This window comes from Ruegeria sp. HKCCD6647-2 (genome assembly GCF_057221075.1).
On record NZ_JBWVBD010000005.1, the window covers coordinates 138,017 to 158,548 of the forward strand.

Genomic DNA, 20,532 nt, shown 5'->3' on the forward strand with positions numbered 1-20,532 from the left:
GTGTTCTTTCATCACACCAAATGCACCAACCCGACGGGAGTTTTCTGCTTCCACAGGATAAAACGCATGTCGCGCCTCGCTTTGCTACTTGTTGCTGCTCTCACCCTGCCCATTGCGGCCTTGGCCGCACCATGCGGGAATACAGGCAACGGGTTTGAAGAGTGGAAGAAGGACTTCTCCAAACAGGCTCGCAAGGCCGGCGTCAAGAAAAAGGGTTTGCAAGCTCTGGCGCAAGCTCAGTACGCCACCCGCACGATCGCGGCGGATCGCAATCAGAAAAGTTTCAGATATTCGCTGGACAAGTTCATGCAGGTGCGCGGCGCCAACACGATCGTGGCCCAGGGGCGCAAGAGAAAGGCCGCCAATCCACAATTCTACGCCGCGCTGGAACGCCAGTACGGCGTTCCGGCCGGTGTTCTGATCGCCATTCACGGAATGGAAACAGGCTTTGGTAACTTCATGGGCGACAGCCAGATTGTTTCAGCAATCACGACATTGGCCTACGATTGTCGCCGATCCGAGTTCTTTATTCCCCATGCAATTGGGGCACTGAAACTGGTCGATGCAGGCAGCATCACAGTGGCAACAAAGGGGGCAAAACATGGCGAACTGGGCCACACTCAGTTCCTGCCCGGCAATGCGCTAAAGTATGGTGTGGACGCCACCGGTGACAGGCGCGTGGATTTCTACAATATGACCGACGCATTGGCCTCGACCGCGAATTTCCTGCGAAAGAAAGGGTGGAAACCGGGTCGGGGCTACCAACCCGGGCAACCGAATTTCGAGGTGATAAAACAGTGGAACGCCGCAACTGTTTATCAACAGTCCATTGCCATTATGGCACTACGAATCGACAACTAGACCGATCCGGTTTCGGTCACAGCCTGCCCCAGTTTTAGCCACATTGCTGCCACAGTAATCACAGGAAGCCTTAATTCCTTTGGTTTCCAAGGCGTAATCAATGTTGCCGAATTTTGATTTTTTTCCATTTTCGTCAAATTCTCCCCCTTATCGCTGGATAACATCTTGTTTCAGAAAGAACGCGACAAAGGAAAATGCTGTGACTGCAAAGCACAGATACCATGGTGGCCTTCAGTTCAGCGGCGACGCTGACAAAGCGCTGGAGCGGTTCAGCGATATCGTTGCAACCACGCTGGAAGACTACGGCCATCTGGTTGAACGCAAAGCGTTGCTCAGCGCAACCGAGGCCAGCATCGTCTCAAGCCAATATCTGGTGCGCCTTGCGCTCGAGACTCAGGGTTCTGACGAAACCGACCGTTACGAGCGGATGGACCGGGCTGCCGGCCTCAAGACCCTGACGCGTTCCGCCCCCTCGATTCCCCGCAATCGTCTTTCCCTTACGATATCTCCGGTGTCGGACCTGCTGGATGATACCGAGATATCCGAGATGATGCTGGTTGTGACGCTCTATCGGATGGTCGATATCTGCTCGACCCAGCGGATCGAATGGCTGTCGCCCAATACTGTTCTTACCGTCGAACAGTTTCTCGGCGCTTTCGATTCCTTCAGCCCCCGCAAGCCCCGAGACCGCAGGCAAATATTCAATTCGGTCAGCGGACAGTTTGCTGGCATCAAACTGCCGGAATCCGTTGCAGACGTCGTAGATCCGGTTAAGCCTAAACCGCGTCCGATCAAGCTGACGGACGATCAGCTGCTGAGTATCGCGTTTCGAACTGAACCCGAACCGCCACTGCGGTTGGAAGACCCTGTCTCTGCGCAGGACGACGTTGAGCGCCCCAGCGATATTTTGCGTTTGACCAGCTGGGGAATGACGGGTGCAGTGGCCAGCATTTCGGCCCCCATTGCGATCTCAATGGCGGCAGTGAACCTGATCCGCGGCGAGGATTTCCGTCTCAACACACAAGTTCTGGCGCTGACCACAGCCATCTTCGGCCTCAACACCAGCGGTGCGATTGCTGGCGTTGTAAACGCGATCAGCATGTAAAGAAATTACCAAGACCCTCCTAGGAGGCCCCGCCATCAGGCGGGGTTTTCCATTTTTACCAATTGTTCAGCGGGCAAAACATAGGTGTGGATCGAAAACACAACGGCCTGTGTCTGCGGCAACCGCAATAGAGTTTGCCGTTCGCTGCGCAGGTAACGGGCTGATCCCCGATCCCGGATTTTGCGCGGATCCTCGGCGCGGCGAGGCTGAAATAGCTCAGCGTCCTGATACCAAAGCGCGTTGAACCGCCACAACGGACGACCGGGCTGAATGCCATCGAACATTCGCTGAACCCGACGGGCGATATTGGCGTCATAACTTTCGACGGGCTGGTGAATTCCAATCAACGGCCGCATGAATTTCTCGGACAGACGCCAACTGGCGGGAAAGCACAGTATGGCTCCGGTCAGAACATGTTCATCGCCCTGCTTTTGCAGAATGCAGAAATCCTCTTGCACCAGTTGGCACAGGGTCTCCAGCGGATTGTCCCGATCAATGAAAACGGTAACTCCGTCCGCGCGAGTGGCCCGCTCCGAGGCACCCGGATAGGCGTGCAGCAGAACGGTTTCCAGCAGCTCCTGAGCCGCTGGTTTTGCGGATAGGTCCAAGGCCAGAACTTCGTCGCGGCGCGTTTCCAGCAAGGATTCGCGGAGTTTCATCTGTGCCGCAAAAGCCTCGTCCCGGTGCAGCCAGGTTGCCATAGTTGCAGGCTGAATACCGGGCAACTTTTGTTCAACAAGCGGATCGTAAGGGATTTGGGTCTGTAGAATGGTCTTCATGAGACTGGTCTATCATTCAATCTGTTACCTGTCGGTCTAAAAGCGACTCCCGCCTCGTCGCAAAACACCGCGACGGCAATTCCGTGTTTCTTCACCCTCGGGCCAACAGGTAAGGAGGCGCGCCATGAACCGGCACTACAGGGATACCCGCAAGATTGACCCGACCCGGGGGTCTGTGCTTGGCGACGGTACACCGAACGATAACGACCGGATCGAGATCGGGCCGACTCAACTGGCCTTCTCGGAATGGGCTGCTGCGGGCCTGACATTACCGAACCTCGAAAACATGCGCGAGCATCGCTGGAAACGGTTGACCCAGGGGATTGTTGATCGGGGGTATGGCGGGCTGCTGATGTTCGACCCGCTGAACATCCGTTATGCCACCGACAGCACCAACATGCAGCTTTGGAATACACACAACCCCTTCCGGGCTGTGCTGCTGTGTGCCGACGGATACATGGTGATCTGGGATTACAAGAACTCGCCCTTCCTGTCCAAGTTCAACCCACTGGTGCGCGAACAACGCTCGGGCGCAGACCTGTTTTACTTCGACCGCGGGGACAAGGTGGATGTCGCAGCAGATGTCTTCTCGAACGAGGTGCGCGTCCTGATCGACGAGCACGGCGGCGGTAACAAGCGTCTGGGCGTGGACAAGATCATGCTGCATGGCCTGCGTGCGCTCGAGGCGCAGGGCTTCGAAATCATGGAAGGCGAAGAGCTGACCGAAAAGACCCGCGCCATCAAAGGCCCGGATGAAATTTTGGCCATGCGATGCGCAAGCCACGCTTGCGAAACGGCTGTGGCAGAGATGGAGAAGTTTGCCCGCACCAATGTAGGGAACGGCAAAACCTCCGAGGACGACATCTGGGCGGTTCTTCACGCCGAGAATATTCGCCGTGGTGGTGAATGGATCGAAACCCGTCTTCTGGCCTCGGGCCAGCGTACGAACCCATGGTTTCAGGAATGCGGCCCGCGGATCACGCAACAGAATGAGATCATTGCTTTTGATACCGACCTGATTGGCTCGTACGGCATCTGTATCGACATCTCTCGCACATGGTGGATCGGCGACCAAAAACCGCGCGAGGACATGATCTATGCCATGCAACACGCGCATGAGCATATCATGACAAATATGGAAATGCTGAAACCCGGTGTCATGATCCCGGAACTGACGGCCAATGCGCATAAGCTGGACGACAAGTTTCAGGCGCAGAAATACGGCTGTCTGATGCACGGTGTCGGCCTGTGCGATGAGTGGCCGTTGGTTGCCTATCCCGATAAGGCGGTCGAGGGTTCATTTAATTACCCGCTGGAACCCGGCATGGTCTTGTGTGTTGAGGCTTGCGTCGGCGAAGTTGGCGGAGATTTCTCGATCAAGCTGGAAGATCAGGTCCTCATTACCGAGGATGGTTATGAGAACCTGACCAAATATCCTTTTGATCCGCATTTGATGGGGCTGGCCTAGAGTATCAGTTCGACCAATTCGACCGCCGGACATTGCCGTGCCAGTCTTCTGGTGCCGTATCAATCACTTGCGGTGTAGTTGGATTGCTCGCAGGCCAGAGCTGACCAAGCGTGAACCCGATCACACCGGCCACGGCAATCATGACCAATAGATCCGGGCGGACAAGCCCGTTTTGCGGGGCTGAAGCAGTATTTGCCATTTAGGCCTCCTTGGCTGACAAATTCGGATGGCCTTAACATGAGTGCGTTCGCAGCTTAATAAAATCGAATATTTGACGACATTCAAATCACAAAACGTGAAGCTTTGAAAAACGCTTAAATACCGGACTTGATCGTTTGCTCGCACCATACTCACCTTCCTGTGACGCTTCTTACATAGGGGTTGAGACGTCCGCCTTATGTACACAGTATTGTCGTCAACCCGAGATGTAAGGAATTGCCATGCCCACCGAACGCACCACATTTGCCGGTCATGACGGCAACCAGCTTGCCGCGCGACTTGATCTTCCGGATGGGCCGGTTCTTGCTACAGCACTGTTTGCGCATTGTTTTACGTGCTCCAAGGACATTCCCGCTGCCCGCCGTATATCGGCGCGTCTGGCCGCAATGGGTATCGCGGTGTTGCGTTTCGATTTTACCGGGCTAGGCCATTCCGACGGCGAATTCGCCAATACGACCTTTACCTCGAATGTCGAAGACCTGATCGCCGCCGCACAGTATCTGGCAGGCCGGAACATGGCCCCGGACCTTCTGATCGGGCATTCGCTTGGCGGCGCGGCGGTGCTGCGTGCACGCGCGGGCATCCCGTCGGTCAAGGCAGTCGTTACACTGGGTGCACCAGCCGACCCAAGCCACGTCTCTCATCATTTCGAAGCAGCACTGCCCGAGATTGAGCAGGAAGGCAGTGCCGAGGTCATGCTGGGCGGCCGCCCGTTCCGCATCGGAAAGGCCTTTGTGCATGACATTTCGGAAACCGCACTGACACAGGCCATCACCGAACTTAAGGCCGCGCTCCTGATCCTGCATGCGCCGCGGGATGAAACCGTCAGCATCGACAACGCCAGCACCATCTTTCTGGCAGCAAAGCATCCCAAGAGTTTCGTAACCCTCGACGATGCCGACCACCTGATTACGCGCCCTGCGGATGCTGAATACGCCGCCGAAGTGATCGCAGCCTGGGTGTCACGTTATGTCAAGCTGTCGCCCCCGGCCCCGCCTCCCGGCGCCCCCGAAGGCGTCGTTCGGGTGACCGAGGTCGACCCCGCCGGGTTTCTGCAGGACATTCAGTCCGGACCGCGCCACCACGCGGTTGCGGACGAGCCTGCGTCGTATGGCGGAACCGACCGGGGCATGTCACCATATGGTTTTGTGGCCTCGGGTCTTGGGGCCTGTACGTCGATGACAATCCGAATGTATGCCCGACGCAAACGCTGGCCACTGACCGGGATCACCGTTGATGTGTGTCACGACAAGGTCCACGCACAGGATGCTGGCCTGAACGGAGACGGCAAAGTGGACCAATTCCGCCGCAAAATCCGCCTCGAAGGTCCTCTGGATCAGGACCAGAAAGCCAAGCTGTTGGAAATTGCGGACAAGTGCCCGGTGCACCGCACCCTTGAAGGCTCGGCACATATCACGACGGAACTACTTGCTTAGGAGCGCTTCCTTCAAAAGAAACGGGCCGCATATGCGGCCCGTTTGATCGTTATCACCGACGCGGTGCCGGGCGATGTATCGGTGGCCTCGCAGCGGGTGGGCGCGCAACCGGAGGACGCGGTCGTGCCGGCGGCTTTGCGATCGGTGGCGTGGGACGCGCAGGTGGTCTGCCTTCGGGTGGCCGTGGGCGATCAGGCAGATTCACATCCACGTCTACGTCATGGTAATAATCGTTCCACAGCATCGAGTCGTAGAACGGGTCGTACCCATACCCCACGCCGACCCCCAGCGTGACTCCGTCGCAGGCCGATAGCGTGAAAGTCGAAACACCAAGCGCAAGTGCCAATGCAGCGCGTCCGAGGATTTTGCGTGTCATCTGAACCTCCTCACTGCGCGGACCGGAATGACGCGAACACATCATTCATCACATCGACATAGCCCGGATCCGCCCCGTCGCGCAGGATGGCGACGATAACAGCCACACGGTTGCGCGGCAGGTCGATTACCGTGGCGGTAAAGTTGATGCCGCGCCCGTCGCGGGTTCCGGTTCCTCGGATCACCCGCGCGGGCAGGCCGCCAATCCGGGTGTCACTGGTGCTTGTTACGGTTGGCTCTTTCACCAGAAACTTGTCGATATCTTCAAGATACTGCAGTCCGTCATTGATGGTCGCTACGCCAGCGGGCGAAACGAAGCCCATCCAGACATTGTCGTCTGTGATCGGCCGGACCCCCATAACCCGCGCCACGCCCCTGGAATCGCCCAGTTCAGTATCCTCGATTTCACGCGGCCCGCCGGTCCGCAACGCCCAGAAGTCGGGAACTTCAAAGCGAAACAGTGCCCGGCCCTGGTCCGTATATGTCACCGGTGTATCGGCCCAGGACGGAGCCACGCCACCCAGCCACAACGCGGCGCAGGTGACGAGTGCTGAACCAAATAAAATACGCATATCTCAATAACCTGATCGTTTCTCAGGCTTCAGATTGGCTTGCCTACATGCGTTTTGTCCAGAAATACGTTGGGCTGGCAAAAAAACAGCGCCCGAAACATGTCGGGCGCTGGTTCAAAAAATTCCATTAGGCAGCTGAATCAGGCGCGTGCGTTGCCCACCAGTTTCCACAGGCCCGGGATCAGCAGCGCAGCCAGAGCCAGCTTGATCGCGTCCCCCAGCAGGAATGGCGTCAGACCCCATTCCAGGATCGGCTTGTCCCAGCCATATAGCTGGCCCAGCCACAGCAGGCCCGGAACATAGATCAGGACATTGGCCAGAAGCAGAGCTAGCGCCAGTTTGCCAACCGACCGATCCCAGCCACGCGCCGCCAGCGCGCCCAGCAGAACCGTGGCCAGCAGGTAACCGACAAGATAACCGCCGGTGCCACCCATCATGTAGGTCAGACCAAATTTTTCGGCCGACGAGCCGGCGAAAACGTCAAAACCCAACGCGCCGATCAGCAGATAACCCAGCATGGTTGCAAGACCCAAGCGGGCGCCATAGGCGGTGCCGATTGTCAGCACGGCAAAGGTTCCCATGGTGATCGGAACCGGCCACATCGGCACTTTGATCTTGGCGGCGATGGCGAGGGCTACGATACCCAGAGCCACCAGAACCACCTGTTTGACACGCAGAGCTGTTCCTTCGCGCGGGCCAATTGCATTGGCCAAGACGTTTGCATTCATGGTGTTTTCTCCCTCAGAGAACCAGGACTCTGCGTAAGAAATGCCCTGTCACGGCTTCCACTGCAAGATGATTACGCTATCGCAGCATGTACCGAGTATCCATTTCATAGGACTTTCTGGGTCCCGACACTATCCAGCGGACTTCCCATCGCGGCCATTGGGAAAAGTCGTATCGCGCGTCGTAGCTGTCCGGGGGACAGTCGTGATGGTCTTCCGGGTGCGATAAACCCAATTGCAAGGTGTGAAAATAGCGGTCGTCGTCGAAATGGATCGCGATCGCGTCCCCGACCTCGCGCCACAGATACGTTCGCGTGCCTTTGACGGCGGGCTGGTTTGGGATGTGCAGAGTCATTTTTTCTTCGTAGACCAGCCCGGCATCCGCCGCGCGCAGCGTCGCTTGCCCCTCGGCGTGAATCACGTGCCCTGCCCTGGCGTCGCGAATTGTGCGCGTAAGGCGCCAGTCACCTGCAAAATCCACCAGACCCTGTGGCAACGTCACTTGACGATGGTCCCGTCTGTCGTGTTGCCACTATCGTCAATGAACCGGATAGTGTCTCCGTTCTGCTGTATGTCGTAACAGGCCCACAGGTCCGCAGGCGGCCAAAGCGAGCAATACCGATCCTCGCGCACCGTCCAACGGCCCGCGCTGGGGCGCCCCGAGAAATACTGCGTCAGCATGGTTTCATCGAAGGTCTGCCAGATGCCTTCGCCGTAATCCAGTTTTTGCCCCGACAGCGCCGCCAGGATTTCTTCTCCGGTCAGCGTGCGAAACTCCTCGGCCGTCAAAATACCCGGCCAGATCGACATAATCAGGGCAAACCGTCTCATACCCGCACTCGCGCCTTGTTCCCTTGAGCGCGCGGGTTTAAACCCCGCGCCAACGCCTAATCCCAATCATAAAAAGGTGCTGCCGCCAATGATTCCCCGCTATTCCCGCCCTGAAATGGTCGCCATCTGGTCGCCCGAAACCAAGTTCCGCGTCTGGTACGAGATCGAGGCGCACGCCTGCGATGCAATGGCCGATCTTGGCGTCATCCCGCGCGAAAACGCCGAGGCAGTGTGGAAAGCCAAAGATGTAGAATTCGACGTGGCGCGCATTGACGAGATCGAAGCGGTCACCAAGCACGATGTCATCGCATTCCTGACCCATCTGGCCGAACATATTGGCAGCGAAGAGGCGCGTTTCGTGCATCAGGGCATGACCAGCTCGGACGTTCTGGACACCTGTTTCAATGTGCAGTTGACCCGCGCCGCAGACATCTTGATCGCGGACCTTGAAGGTCTGTTGGCCGCCCTGAAGCGTCGCGCCTACGAGCATAAGGACACCGTCCGCATCGGCCGCAGCCACGGCATCCACGCCGAGCCGACCACCATGGGTCTGACCTTCGCCCGTTTTTACGCCGAGATGGATCGCAATCTGTCCCGTATGCGCGACGCGCGTGCCGAAATCGCCACCGGCGCGATCAGCGGCGCGGTCGGTACCTTCGCCAATATCGACCCCCGCGTTGAAGAACATGTCTGCGACCAGCTGGGTCTGGTGCCTGAGCCGATCAGCACTCAGGTCATCCCGCGCGACCGCCACGCCGCCTTCTTTGCCACTCTGGGCGTCATCGCCAGCAGCATCGAGAACATCGCCATCGAGATCCGCCACATGCAGCGCACCGAAGTTCTGGAGGCCGAAGAGTTCTTCTCGAAAGGCCAAAAGGGTTCCTCGGCGATGCCGCACAAGCGCAACCCTGTGCTGACCGAGAACCTGACCGGTCTGGCGCGTCTGGTCCGTATGGCCGTGGTGCCCGCGATGGAGAACGTGGCATTGTGGCACGAGCGCGACATCTCACACTCGTCGGTCGAGCGCAACATCGGCCCCGACGCCACCGTGACACTGGATTTCGCCCTGTCGCGACTGACCAGCGTGGTCGACAAGCTGGTCGTCTACCCCGAAAACATGCTGGCCAACATGAACAAGTTCCGCGGTCTGGTGATGAGTCAGCGCGTACTGCTGGCTCTGACCCAGGCCGGTGTCAGCCGTGAAGACGCTTACCGGCTGGTGCAGCGCAACGCGATGAAGGTCTGGGAAGAAGGCAAGGACTTCAAAACCGAACTACTGGGTGACCCCGACGTGACCGCCGCGCTGAGCACCGAAGAGATCGAGGAAAAGTTCGACCTCGGGTATCACACCAAACACGTCGACACGATTTTTGCACGCGTCTTCGGCGAATAGGCCGAGGATTTCATGATTGCCCCAGGGCCCGGCCGCAATTCGCCGATTGGGCCTTGTTCTTTGCCAGATCGGCAAAAATCGGATATGATCTGGGTGCATTTTCCGCAAAGGAGAAACACCATGATCCGAACTCTTCTCTGCTCATTGGCGTTGGTTTGTGTTGCCTCGGCCGGGCTTGCCTGCAGCGCGCATACAAAGCAAACCCAATCCTGCGCAGAAGGCACATTCTGGGATACCGAATCCCAAACCTGCATGAAAATAGTCAATAGCTGACAATTTTCTTTCCTACTTGTGAATAAAAGCGACCGACGGGCTGTTAGCTTTCTTGAAGATCGCACTATTCTTCTGACAGCAGCCCCGAATACGGAGTAGGAAAATGCGCCTTGTATTAGTTTCAGCAATTGCCCTTCAAGCATTTGCCTTTGCACCTGTCGCTCATGCCGCAGGCGGCGGAGACAGCAGCCCGCCAAAGCCCACCAATACCACCAAGAAATGCCTGTTTGGCCGCGTCTACGACGAGGCAAGGGGGCGGTGTGTCAAACCAAACAAGACAAACTTTTCCGAAGAGCAACTGTATGATGCCGTGCGCGAACTGGCTTATGACGGCCAGTATGAACACGCTCAGAGCATTTTGCGCATCATGGACCAGAACGACGACCGTGTTCTGACCTATTGGGGTTTCACCTACCGCAAACTGGGGGAGCTGGAACTGGCGAACGCATTCTATGAAAACGCCATTGCCACCAACCCGGACAATTTGTTGGCCCGCAGCTATATGGGTCAGGGCTTTGTTTCCGAAGGAAAAACCGATCTGGCGATTGCGCAGTGGCGTGAAATTAAGGCGCGTGGCGGTGAAGGGACATGGGCCGAAGCGTCGCTGCGCGATGCGATCCGGACGGGACTGACCTACAGCTACTGAGGTTCAAGGTTTCTTTACCCGATTCTCCGTAATCTGCCTGGTGACGCTCAAAATGACATGACAGGCAGATGCAGGATACGAAGGCATTGGTACAGGTGGCGCCGGGTGCTCAGAAACCGGTCGCTGAAACGGATGACGCGCCTCAGGTTGTTCCACGCTCTCTGAGCAACAGAGAGAAAGCAGCCGTCATTGTGCGGCTGCTTTTGAATGAAGGCGCGGACATACCGCTGGAAGAATTACCCGATCCGCTTCAGGAACAACTGACCCATCAATTGGGGCGCATGGGATTGGTAGACAGGGTCACGCTGGCAGCGGTGGCACGGGAATTCGCCGACGCGTTGGACAGCGTCGGGCTGTCTTTTCCCCACGGTCTTGCGGGCGCGCTGGATGCGGTGAATGGCAAGATCGCGCCAGCGACAGCGGCTCGGTTGCGCAAGGTGGCGGGTGTCCGGCAAATCGGCGACCCCTGGCAACGGTTGCGCGAGGTTCCGGTGGAAGATCTGGCCAAAATGGCGCAGGCCGAAAGCACTGAGGTCGCCGCTGTCATGCTGTCGAAGCTCGAAACCGCAATGGCCGCTCAGCTGCTGGGTCATCTGCCCGGCCCTACGGCGCGGCGGATCACCTATGCGGTGTCGAAAACCGCCAATGTCACACCAGAGGCCGTGGAACGGATTGGCTGGTCTCTGGCCGCCCAGCTGGATCAGCGCCCTACCCCGGCTTTCAAGGATGGTCCGGGCGCGCGCGTGGGGGCGATCCTGAACCAGTCGGCAGCGACCACAAGGGATGGATTGCTGACGGCTCTGGACGAAGAGGATGCGGATTTTGCCAGCACGGTACGAAGATCAATATTCATCTTCTCCCATATCCCGACCCGCATTCAGCCCCGCGATGTCCCGGCGATTTTGCGCAGTGTCGAGCAACCGGCATTGGTGACGGCACTGGCCGGAGCCAACACCGAAGGCGATCGGGCAGCTGCAGATTACTTGCTGTCAAACATGTCCTCTCGCATGGCCGATAACTTGCGCGAAGAGATGTCCGAGCGCGGCAAGGTCAAGCAGGCGGACGCCGAGGCGGCCATGTCAAGCATTGTCGCAACCATCCGAGGGCTGCTGGATGAAGGCGCGATCGCATTGATTGAAGAGGACGACGCAGATTGAGCGCGGCACGTTCGCTCTCTCTGGCTGCAATCTCGGCCACCCACGGGTGATGCACTCTTACGAACACTTGTGAACGATTGGCAGCGACTGTATGTCTGGTGCCGTATTTCACAACACCTGGTGAGTTCTCCCCATGCCTGCAGAAAAGTCGGAACTGAGCCGATTTGAGCTTGGAAAATACTTCATTGCCAATCTTTTCCTGAAAGGCGTGATCGGCGGGATGGGTCTGCTGCCATACGAACGTCGCATAGCGACCATGGGCGCCATCATGAGGACACTGGCGCCTGTTGTTGGTTTCAACAATCGTGTGCGGCGCAACCTGAAACTTACCTGCCCCGAATTGCCAGAAGAAGAAGTCAATCGCATCAGCAGCGCCGTCAGCGATAATGCAGGGCGGGCGATCATGGAGCATTTCTCGGCCGAAGGCTTTATCGAGCGGCAAAGCAAGGCCAAAATATCCGGCCCCGGTATCGGGGCGTTTGACAACGCGCTCGCCGAGGGCCGCCCTGTCATGTTTATCACCGCGCATTTCGGGCACTATCTTGCCGCGCGGGTCGCTCTGCAGGCCCGCAACGGTAAGCCAATCGGATGCCTGTATCGCCGTATGGCCAACCCCTATTTCAATGACATGTATGTTGAGGCCTTCTACAAAACCGGTTCTCCGATGTTCGAACAGGGTCGCCGGGGCATGGTCGAAATGGTCCGTTCACTGAAAAGCGGCGGTATTATCGCCATCGTCTCAGATCTGCATGCGCAAGGCGGAGAGGAACTGACCTTCTTCGGCAAACCGGCGGTGACGTCGGTTCTGAACGCGGAGTTGGCGATCAAATACAAGGCTGAACTAATCCCCTGCTATGCCGTCCGCCAGCCCAACGGCATCGATTTCGAGATCATTTTACACGACCCCGTTCCGCACACTGATCCAAAGACCATGACGCAATTCACAAATGACGATCTGGAAGCCATGGTAAGAAAGCATATGGGTCAGTGGTTCTGGATTCACCGACGCTGGAAAGCATGGAGAGGTTTGGGTGTTCAGCCCGAGGATATGCCCTGACTATTTGACCCGGGCCGCTGCAACGATCGGACCATGTCTGTTCCGTTGAACCAGAACAACCGCCGGCAGATCATGCGCCAAAGTGGCCGTGAACTTCTGCGGCGAGGCCCCGTCCCATTGTCCGGCAATCTGCCAGCTTTCCACAACATTGGCGTAGTCCAACTCGTGCCCGGCCAATTCACCACGGCGGATCGAGGCGTGACGTATCGGTGAATACTGCACGACCCGAACGTCATAAATCTCGCCTTCGGGCAATTCGATTGGTGTGACGTTGACGGTGACCTCGTTACCGGAACGCATGGCACTGACTTCCGCCTCTGGTGCGGCGGTCAGATGCGCATTGATTATCCGATCCAGTTCCCGTTTCTGTGCACCCACAACGTCATGCTGACCGTTTATCACCATTTGCGGAGTATAAATCATGGTCCGCCCCCCTTCGCGCGCATAAGCGCGCTGGCGGTCGGTGTGACCGGGGTCAGCGTATTCATCCTTCCAACCGATATAGTCCCAGTAATCCACATGCAGAGCCAAGCCTATCACGTCATCGCGCCGGGCCAGATCGTGCATGATCCGGTCCGCCGGCGGGCAGGACGAACACCCTTGCGAGGTAAAAAGCTCCACCACGACCGGATCGGAACCGGCCTCTGCAACTGGGGCAAGGATCAACGATGCCAATGCGACTGCGGCGGGCTTCAACATGATGCAACTCGGTCTGATGGGCGATGCCTAGACCCTAAACTGATATCGTTTCACCCACCAATCAACGTTTCTTGAGACCTGAAAGGGGTCTAAATCAAAAAAATGTGTGCAATGGTATACAAAAATTGCCGCAGGTGGCCTGTTGGACCTTGAACCGGCGCCCTTGGTGATGCAGATACCCCTCAGCGAATCCCAAAATCCACGTCATTTGAGAGGGAGGCCATTAGATGCCCATCAAAGTCGGACAGGATACCGCCAAGACACGCCGCAGCCTGAGCGTGAATGGCAAGTCCATTTCCTATTACTCGATCCCCGCCGCGCAAGAAGCCGGTCTGGGCGATTTCTCGAAACTCCCTGCCGCACTGAAAGTGGTGTTGGAGAACATGCTGCGGTTCGAGGATGACGGCTTCTCGGTCTCGGTTGACGACATCAAAGCCTTTGGTGAATGGGGTGCCAATGGTGGCAAGAACCCGCGCGAAATCGCCTATCGACCAGCCCGCGTTCTGATGCAGGATTTTACCGGTGTTCCGGCCGTTGTTGACCTGGCTGCGATGCGTGACGGAATCAAGGGTCTGGGTGGTGACGCGCAGAAGATCAACCCGCTGAACCCGGTTGATCTGGTCATCGACCACTCGGTCATGATCGACGAATTTGGAAACCCGCGCGCGTTCCAGATGAACGTGGACCGCGAGTACGAGCGCAACATGGAGCGGTATCAGTTCCTGAAATGGGGCCAGAACGCCTTCAACAACTTCCGCGTTGTGCCCCCCGGCACGGGTATCTGCCACCAGGTAAACCTGGAGTATCTGGCCCAAACCGTCTGGACCGACACCGACCAAAACGGGGATGAGGTCGCCTACCCCGACACGCTGGTCGGCACCGACAGCCATACCACCATGGTTAACGGCATGGCCGTTCTGGGCTGGGGCGTTGGCGGCATCGAGGCTGAAGCCGCAATGCTGGGTCAGCCGATCTCGATGCTGATCCCCGAGGTTGTGGGCTTTGAACTGACCGGAGAGCTGGTCGAAGGCACCACCGGCACCGACCTTGTTCTGAAAGTCGTCGAGATGCTGCGCGAAAAGGGCGTGGTTGGCAAATTCGTCGAATTCTACGGTGAAGGTCTGGACCGTCTGCCACTGGCCGACCGCGCGACTATCGCCAACATGGCACCGGAATACGGCGCGACCTGTGGCTTCTTCCCGATCGACAACGAAACCCTGCGCTACCTACGCAACACCGGTCGTGACGAAGATCGCATCGCTCTGGTCGAAGCTTATGCCAAGGAAAACGGTTTCTGGCGTGGCGCGGACTATGCCCCGATCTACACCGATACTCTGTCGCTGGACATGGGCACCATTGTCCCCGCGATCTCGGGTCCGAAACGGCCGCAGGACTATGTTGCACTGACCGACGCCAAATCCGCTTTCACCAGGGAAATGGAAGAGACCTTCAAGCGTCCCATGGGCAAGGAAGTCGCTGTCAAAGGCGAAGACTACACCATGGAATCGGGAAAGGTCGTGATCGCCTCGATCACTTCATGCACCAACACCTCGAACCCTTATGTGATGATCGGTGCGGGTCTGGTGGCACGCAAAGCGGCCGCTTTGGGTCTGAACCGCAAGCCGTGGGTCAAAACCTCTCTGGCTCCGGGGTCGCAGGTCGTGTCCGCTTACCTTGAGGCCGCTGGTCTGCAGGAAGATCTGGATAAGATCGGATTCAACCTTGTCGGTTACGGCTGTACCACTTGTATCGGCAACTCGGGTCCGATCCAGCAGGAGATCTCGGAAGCCATTGCCGAAGGCGACCTGGTCGCGACGTCGGTTCTGTCGGGCAACCGGAATTTCGAGGGCCGTATCTCGCCGGATGTGCGCGCCAACTATCTGGCTTCACCGCCGCTGGTCGTGGTCTACGCTCTGGCCGGTACGCTGGATATTGACCTGACCACGGAACCAGTCGGTCAGGACAAGGACGGCAATGATGTCTACATGAAAGACATCTGGCCCACCCAGAAGGAAATCGCCGAGTTGGTCGAACAGACCGTCACCCGCGAAGCGTTCCAGTCGAAATATGCAGACGTCTTCAAGGGCGATGAGAAATGGCAAGAGGTCGAAGTTCCGCAGCAGGAAACCTATGACTGGCCGCCGACCTCGACCTACATCCAGAACCCGCCCTACTTCCAGAGCATGGGAGCCGAACCCGGCACGATCTCGAATATCGACGGGGCCAAGGTTCTGCTGATCCTGGGTGACATGATCACCACCGACCACATCTCGCCCGCAGGTTCCTTTGCGACGACAACACCGGCAGGTAAGTACCTGACCGACCGTCAGGTTCAGCCGCGCGAATTCAACTCGTACGGGTCGCGCCGTGGCAACCACGAGGTCATGATGCGCGGCACATTCGCCAACATTCGCGTCAAGAACGAGATGTTGGACGGTGTCGAGGGCGGCTACACCAAAGGCCCCGATGGCGAACAGACCTCGGTCTATGAGGCGTCAATGGCCTATCAGGAACAGGGTGTTCCGCTTGTCGTCTTTGGTGGCGAACAGTACGGGGCGGGTTCCTCGCGTGACTGGGCGGCCAAAGGCACCGCGCTGCTGGGCGTCAAGGCTGTGATCGCCGAAAGCTTTGAGCGTATCCACCGTTCGAACCTGGTTGGCATGGGCGTCATCCCGTTCGAATTCACTGGCGGCGACACCCGCAAGACGCTGGGTCTGAGGGGCGACGAAACCGTTTCGATCCACGGGCTGGACTCGGTTGAGCCCCTGCAGGAAGTGCCCTGCACCATCGTCTACGGTGACGGCACCGAGAAGACCATCACCCTGAAATGCCGCATCGATACCGCGCCCGAGATTGAATACATCGAAAACGGTGGTGTTCTTCAGTACGTTCTGCGGAACCTGGCCAAAGCATCGTAATTCGAAAGCGCTATTAACAACCCAAACCCCCGGCCAATCGCCGGGGGTTTTTTGTTTACTGGCCATTCATTCGAAAATCTGAAACTGTTCGACCGAATTGGTTTGCGGAAACTCATCGCCATGAAGAAACCCAACGCCTTGCTGATCTGTTCACTCAGCGTCATCGCGGTGATCGGGATTTGGGGCGTCATCGACATTCAGAGTTTGGTGACCTGGGCAAATGGCATTGTTCAACAAACCTTCCGCAGTCGCGGATGGTTCGTGATGCTCGCAGCCTCTGGTATGCTGATCGGATGCCTCGTTCTGGCGTTTTCTCCCTATGGCAGCATTCGACTCGGACGGGATGATGAGGAGCCGGAGTTTTCCACCGTCACCTGGATTTCCATGCTGTTCTCTGCTGGGATGGGCGTCGGCTTGCTGTTTTGGGCGGTGGCAGAACCACTGACGCATTTCAACTTCATCTCAGGCATGGCGCCGGACTTCATCGCGGCGCAGCAAGCCATGCTGGCAACGAACTTTCACTGGGGCTTGCACGCATGGGCCATTTACGGCTCAACCGCCCTCACCATCGCCTATTTCAGCTTTCGGCGCGGAACGGGGATGATGGTCAGTGCGCCGATCAAAAGCCTGTTCCCCGGCGAACGCTGGGCCGAGCGCGTTGGGTGGCTGTCGGACTTCATGGCAATTGTCGCCATAGCCATCGGTGTTGGCGGTTCCATGGCCATGGGCGTGTTTCAGGTGGCAGACGGCATTGCCGTCATGGGCGGTCGGGATACGGTCGGTGCCATACTGATCGGTACGGTTTTTGTCGCAATGGTTGCCGCATATGTGCCCGCACTTCTGATCGATCTGGGCCAGGGTATGGCGCGCCTGTCAAACGCCGCGATGCTGATTGCCATCAGCCTGGTGGCGTACACCGTGGTCCTTGGCCCTACGGAGTACCTCTTGAACACGGTGGTTCAGGGATTTGGCGACTACGTCACCAATGTCATACCAAGGGGCTTTCAAACTTTTACGTTCTTCGGGGATGACGTCGCCAGATGGTTCAGCGACTGGACACTTACCTATATGGTCTGGTGGATCGCCTGGGGGCCGTTCGTCGGCGTGTTCGTCGCCCGCATCTCTCGCGGTCGAACGATCAGGGAATTCGTGATCGGCGTCTTGTTCGCACCCACATTGTTTTCCATCCTTTGGTTCGGCGCGTTCGGCGGCATCGGTTTGTTCGAAGCCCTGAACGGCGCAGGTGAGTTGCTGGCTTTGACCCAGACCAATATCGAACGCGTGACCTTTGCCCTGCTCGACCGGCTACCGCTATCGTTGATCACCACACTGGCAACGGTGCTGGCGGCGTTCCTGTTCATTGTAACAAGCGTCGTCAGCGCTGCCTTCGTCCTGGGGACATTCTCGACAGAGGGGGATGAAAACCCGCCCCCGCGCGTTCGGCTGATCTGGGGCGCGTTGCTGGGGCTGCTGAGCGTTGCGATGATCCTGTCGGGCTCGGTGGACTCGGTGAAGATCCTGATTTCGCTGGGTGCCCTACCCTTTGTATTTATCTCGGTTCTGCTGATGGTCTGCCTGTTTCGCGGACTGCGAGAGGAGGGGCAGCGCGATGCTGATCGGTGATCTCACGGACACTCTGATGAATCTGGTCACTTTCGCCTTCATCGCAGCAATGATCTGGATCCTGGTGCGTAGGTAACCCGAACCGGCGCAACAAATTCATTGGCGGATTCAAGGAAAATCGGCATTGAATCCCGGGCGTTTTGCCGGTCTTTTGTCCGATATGGACAAAGTAGCTTTGATAACCGGCGGAACACGCGGCATTGGCCGGGCCATCGTCGAAGACCTGAGCCGTGATCACAACGTCGCTTTTACGTGGAATTCCACTCCACCGCCGGCGCCACTTCAATGTGAAAACGCCCTGCCCATCCAATCGGACCTGACACAGCCGGACCAAGCCGAGGCCGTGATTGCGCAGACCATACAGCGGTTTGGGCGGCTGGATGTCATCGTCAACAACGCAGGTCTGGTGAAGATGACACCCAAAGAGGAGTTCCGGTTCGACGATCACAGGGCGATTCTGGATCTGAATCTGTTGGCTCCGGCTGCACTCTTGTCGGCTGCACTACCGCATCTGAAACGGGGTGCAGCGATCGTCAGCATTTCATCCATGAATGCCGTTTTGCCGCCACGGGATGCCGCCACTTATGGCGCCAGCAAGGCAGCGCTGAATCTCTGGACACGCGCTATGGCGAAAGAGCTTGGGCCAGAGGGCATTCGCGTCAATGCTGTGGCTCCCGGTGCGATCAACACCCCCGAAGCGCCTCGGTCAGACGACCTGACTGCCATATTCGTTGCGGAAACGGCATTGGGCCGCGTGGGCGTGCCTGAAGACATCGCCAGGGCAGTCCGGTTTCTGGCCTCGGATGATGCTGCGTTCATTACGGGTGAGACGCTGTCGGTAACAGGCGGCTACAGGCTGTAAAAGGCGCAACGCGGATCAGGGATCAACCGCCTGCGGCTTTCTCCAAAGCGGGTCGAATGGTGTTTTCGATCACACGCTGCGTGACCGGTCCTGCGAACCTCAGGATGATCGTGCCTTCCCCATCGATCACATAGGTTTCGGGTACGCCGTAGACACCCCAGTCCAACCCCATGCGGCCCTGCTCATCCCGACCGATTGCACGGTAAGGATCACCAAGTTCCGTTAGGAAGGCTTCGGCATTGTCCAACTGGTCTTTGTAATTGATGCCATAGACCGGAATTCCTTCGTCCGACAGGGCCTGAAGGTTGGGATGTTCGACCCGGCACGGCGCGCACCAGCTGGCCCAGTAATTGACAAGCTTGACCTCGCCATCGCGCAGCGTGGCATCGTCAAAGCTGGCTTTGCCTGCGAACTCGGTCAGGACCACCGGAGGAGCGGGTTGTCCCTCGCGCGCAGAGGGCAGCGCGTTGGGATCGTCGCGGAACATCCCAATTCCCGCCAGAACGGCGAAGGCACCAAAAATCAGCGGCGGTGCAAGCATCAGAGGCGAAATCTTAGCCATTGCGCGTCATCCTTTGCTCGACCTTCTCCATCTCGGCCCGAACCTTGCGCCCTCGCATCACGCTGAGAACCACCAGAGCGACCAGCAGAAAGATGGACGCTCCATAGGCGGACAGGACCGTATCAGAGTATTTGCCCAGATCGGGTATCATCCGTTTACCCTTTCCCTTGCAAGCAACGCCTTGATCCGGCGCGCCCGAATTTCAGTGCCGGTGCGATAGAACACCAGCGCAATGAACAGCAGCACGAAACCAACGATGCACAGCAACAGAGGATAGAAATAGATGTTGCTGACCTTCTCCTCGGTGTCGGCGCCTGTCACGGCTGCCGCCCGCATGACCGAGGCCCCCTGATGCAGGCCCTGGTTCCAGAAATTCACTGCATATCGACTGAGGATGGCAAAGACCGACCCCACCAGACACAGAACAGAGGTCAGATCAGCGGCGGTGTCCGGGTCTTCGATGGCTTCCCACAAGGCCACATAGCCCAGATAGAACAGAAACAGGATCAGGAACGAGGTCAGGCGCGGATCCCACGCCCACCAAGTGCCCCACATCGGCTGGCCCCAGATGGCACCGGTTGCCAGCGCAATCAGGGTCATCACGATCCCGATCGGAGCAGCTGCGCGCGCAGCCAGCGCGCTGACATGGTGACGGCGCACCAACCACACCAGCGAGGTCGCCAACATCATCAGCCAACAATTGATTGCCATCAACGCGGCCGGAACGTGCAGGTAGATAATCTTGACTGTCGACCCCTGCTTGTAGTCGTCCGGTGTGAAAAAGAACCCCCAGATAAGCCCAACACCCAGACACACAGAGGATGTAATCCAGAAGAACGGCAGTATCCGTTCGCTGGTCGCGAGGAACTTCCTCGGGTTGGCGTATTCCCAGAGGGCGTTGGCTTTGGCTGCGATAGACATGGGCCTTATCTAGTCCGACTCGGTGGTGTTCTCAATTGACCTCAGTCAAG

At 57.8% G+C, this 20,532-nt stretch carries 22 protein-coding genes; 11 read left to right on the forward strand and 11 right to left on the reverse strand.

Translation table 11 applies throughout. The features are described from left to right. Positions 1-66 precede the first annotated feature (66 nt). A complete protein-coding gene (locus AC2TDJ_RS14545; RefSeq protein ID WP_480843164.1) occupies positions 67-861 on the forward strand; it encodes a lytic murein transglycosylase in 795 nt (264 codons plus the stop codon). Between the two features lie 199 nt (positions 862-1,060). After that, positions 1,061-1,966 (forward strand): hypothetical protein, encoded by a 906-nt coding sequence (locus AC2TDJ_RS14550; protein ID WP_480843165.1) that lies wholly within the window; start codon positions 1,061-1,063, stop codon positions 1,964-1,966. A gap of 35 nt (positions 1,967-2,001) precedes the next feature. Here AC2TDJ_RS14550 and AC2TDJ_RS14555 read toward each other — a convergent pair whose 3' ends face one another. Then, positions 2,002-2,745, reverse strand: coding sequence for a heme-dependent oxidative N-demethylase family protein (locus tag AC2TDJ_RS14555; RefSeq protein ID WP_480843166.1), 744 nt, complete (start codon positions 2,743-2,745; stop codon positions 2,002-2,004). A gap of 124 nt (positions 2,746-2,869) precedes the next feature. On the opposite strand from AC2TDJ_RS14555, the gene dddP reads away from it, so the two are divergent. Next, on the forward strand, positions 2,870-4,213 hold the full coding sequence (gene dddP / locus AC2TDJ_RS14560; RefSeq protein WP_480843167.1) for a dimethylsulfonioproprionate lyase DddP: 1,344 nt from the start codon (positions 2,870-2,872) through the stop codon (positions 4,211-4,213). Positions 4,214-4,217: 4 nt separating this feature from the next. On the opposite strand, the gene AC2TDJ_RS14565 is transcribed toward dddP, so the two are convergent. Next, entirely contained in the window at positions 4,218-4,412 is a 195-nt protein-coding gene (locus AC2TDJ_RS14565; RefSeq protein WP_480843168.1) for a hypothetical protein, read from the reverse strand. Positions 4,413-4,653: 241 nt separating this feature from the next. Between AC2TDJ_RS14565 and AC2TDJ_RS14570 the strand changes: the two genes are divergently transcribed. Beyond that, positions 4,654-5,868 (forward strand): bifunctional alpha/beta hydrolase/OsmC family protein, encoded by a 1,215-nt coding sequence (locus AC2TDJ_RS14570; RefSeq protein ID WP_480843169.1) that lies wholly within the window; start codon positions 4,654-4,656, stop codon positions 5,866-5,868. A gap of 52 nt (positions 5,869-5,920) precedes the next feature. On the opposite strand, the gene AC2TDJ_RS14575 is transcribed toward AC2TDJ_RS14570, so the two are convergent. The 5 genes from AC2TDJ_RS14575 to AC2TDJ_RS14595 all read right to left on the reverse strand — a co-directional run bounded on the left by AC2TDJ_RS14575 (position 5,921) and on the right by AC2TDJ_RS14595 (position 8,371). Beyond that, on the reverse strand, positions 5,921-6,244 hold the full coding sequence (locus tag AC2TDJ_RS14575; RefSeq protein ID WP_480843170.1) for a hypothetical protein: 324 nt from the start codon (positions 6,242-6,244) through the stop codon (positions 5,921-5,923). 10 nt (positions 6,245-6,254) lie between these two features. Beyond that, positions 6,255-6,815, reverse strand: coding sequence for a hypothetical protein (locus AC2TDJ_RS14580; protein ID WP_480843171.1), 561 nt, complete (start codon positions 6,813-6,815; stop codon positions 6,255-6,257). A gap of 140 nt (positions 6,816-6,955) precedes the next feature. Further along, the gene (locus AC2TDJ_RS14585) at positions 6,956-7,543 is read right to left on the reverse strand and encodes a biotin transporter BioY (protein WP_480843172.1); all 588 of its coding nucleotides are present in this window, start codon (positions 7,541-7,543) and stop codon (positions 6,956-6,958) included. Positions 7,544-7,619: 76 nt separating this feature from the next. Continuing rightward, positions 7,620-8,042: a DUF6314 family protein gene (locus AC2TDJ_RS14590; RefSeq protein ID WP_480843173.1), complete on the reverse strand. Its 423-nt coding sequence runs from the start codon at positions 8,040-8,042 to the stop codon at positions 7,620-7,622. Beyond that, the gene (locus tag AC2TDJ_RS14595) at positions 8,039-8,371 is read right to left on the reverse strand and encodes a hypothetical protein (RefSeq protein ID WP_480843174.1); all 333 of its coding nucleotides are present in this window, start codon (positions 8,369-8,371) and stop codon (positions 8,039-8,041) included. Before AC2TDJ_RS14595 ends, AC2TDJ_RS14590 begins: the two co-directional genes overlap by 4 nt. An 88-nt stretch (positions 8,372-8,459) precedes the next feature. Between AC2TDJ_RS14595 and purB the strand changes: the two genes are divergently transcribed. From purB to AC2TDJ_RS14615, 4 genes are all read left to right on the forward strand, one after another. Next, entirely contained in the window at positions 8,460-9,764 is a 1,305-nt protein-coding gene (gene purB, locus AC2TDJ_RS14600) for an adenylosuccinate lyase (protein WP_480843175.1), read from the forward strand. Positions 9,765-10,140: 376 nt separating this feature from the next. Next, positions 10,141-10,683, forward strand: coding sequence for a tetratricopeptide repeat protein (locus tag AC2TDJ_RS14605; protein ID WP_480843176.1), 543 nt, complete (start codon positions 10,141-10,143; stop codon positions 10,681-10,683). A 68-nt stretch (positions 10,684-10,751) separates the two neighbouring features. Beyond that, a complete protein-coding gene (locus AC2TDJ_RS14610; protein ID WP_480843177.1) occupies positions 10,752-11,840 on the forward strand; it encodes a flagellar motor switch protein FliG in 1,089 nt (362 codons plus the stop codon). A 133-nt stretch (positions 11,841-11,973) separates the two neighbouring features. Then, complete coding sequence (locus AC2TDJ_RS14615; protein WP_480843178.1) at positions 11,974-12,897, forward strand: lysophospholipid acyltransferase family protein; 924 nt, start codon at positions 11,974-11,976, stop codon at positions 12,895-12,897. Here AC2TDJ_RS14615 and AC2TDJ_RS14620 read toward each other — a convergent pair whose 3' ends face one another. After that, positions 12,898-13,596, reverse strand: a complete 699-nt coding sequence (locus AC2TDJ_RS14620) for a DUF1223 domain-containing protein (RefSeq protein WP_480843179.1) — start codon at positions 13,594-13,596, stop codon at positions 12,898-12,900. A gap of 227 nt (positions 13,597-13,823) precedes the next feature. Between AC2TDJ_RS14620 and acnA the strand changes: the two genes are divergently transcribed. The 3 genes from acnA to AC2TDJ_RS14635 all read left to right on the forward strand — a co-directional run bounded on the left by acnA (position 13,824) and on the right by AC2TDJ_RS14635 (position 18,999). Beyond that, positions 13,824-16,514, forward strand: coding sequence for an aconitate hydratase AcnA (acnA, locus tag AC2TDJ_RS14625; protein WP_480843180.1), 2,691 nt, complete (start codon positions 13,824-13,826; stop codon positions 16,512-16,514). A gap of 120 nt (positions 16,515-16,634) precedes the next feature. Beyond that, positions 16,635-18,137 carry a BCCT family transporter gene (locus tag AC2TDJ_RS14630; protein ID WP_480843181.1) on the forward strand — a complete coding sequence of 501 codons (1,503 nt, stop codon included), beginning with the start codon at positions 16,635-16,637 and terminating at the stop codon, positions 18,135-18,137. A gap of 160 nt (positions 18,138-18,297) precedes the next feature. Next, positions 18,298-18,999 carry an SDR family NAD(P)-dependent oxidoreductase gene (locus AC2TDJ_RS14635; protein ID WP_480843183.1) on the forward strand — a complete coding sequence of 234 codons (702 nt, stop codon included), beginning with the start codon at positions 18,298-18,300 and terminating at the stop codon, positions 18,997-18,999. A 22-nt stretch (positions 19,000-19,021) separates the two neighbouring features. Here AC2TDJ_RS14635 and AC2TDJ_RS14640 read toward each other — a convergent pair whose 3' ends face one another. Genes AC2TDJ_RS14640 through AC2TDJ_RS14650 form a run of 3 tightly spaced genes read right to left on the reverse strand, consistent with a single transcriptional unit; the run spans position 19,022 to position 20,482 of the window. Beyond that, entirely contained in the window at positions 19,022-19,561 is a 540-nt protein-coding gene (locus AC2TDJ_RS14640; RefSeq protein ID WP_480843185.1) for a DsbE family thiol:disulfide interchange protein, read from the reverse strand. Continuing rightward, positions 19,554-19,712 carry a heme exporter protein CcmD gene (ccmD, locus tag AC2TDJ_RS14645; RefSeq protein ID WP_480843186.1) on the reverse strand — a complete coding sequence of 53 codons (159 nt, stop codon included), beginning with the start codon at positions 19,710-19,712 and terminating at the stop codon, positions 19,554-19,556. Before ccmD ends, AC2TDJ_RS14640 begins: the two co-directional genes overlap by 8 nt. Continuing rightward, the gene (locus tag AC2TDJ_RS14650) at positions 19,709-20,482 is read right to left on the reverse strand and encodes a heme ABC transporter permease (protein WP_480843188.1); all 774 of its coding nucleotides are present in this window, start codon (positions 20,480-20,482) and stop codon (positions 19,709-19,711) included. Before AC2TDJ_RS14650 ends, ccmD begins: the two co-directional genes overlap by 4 nt. Positions 20,483-20,532: the final 50 nt, after the last annotated feature.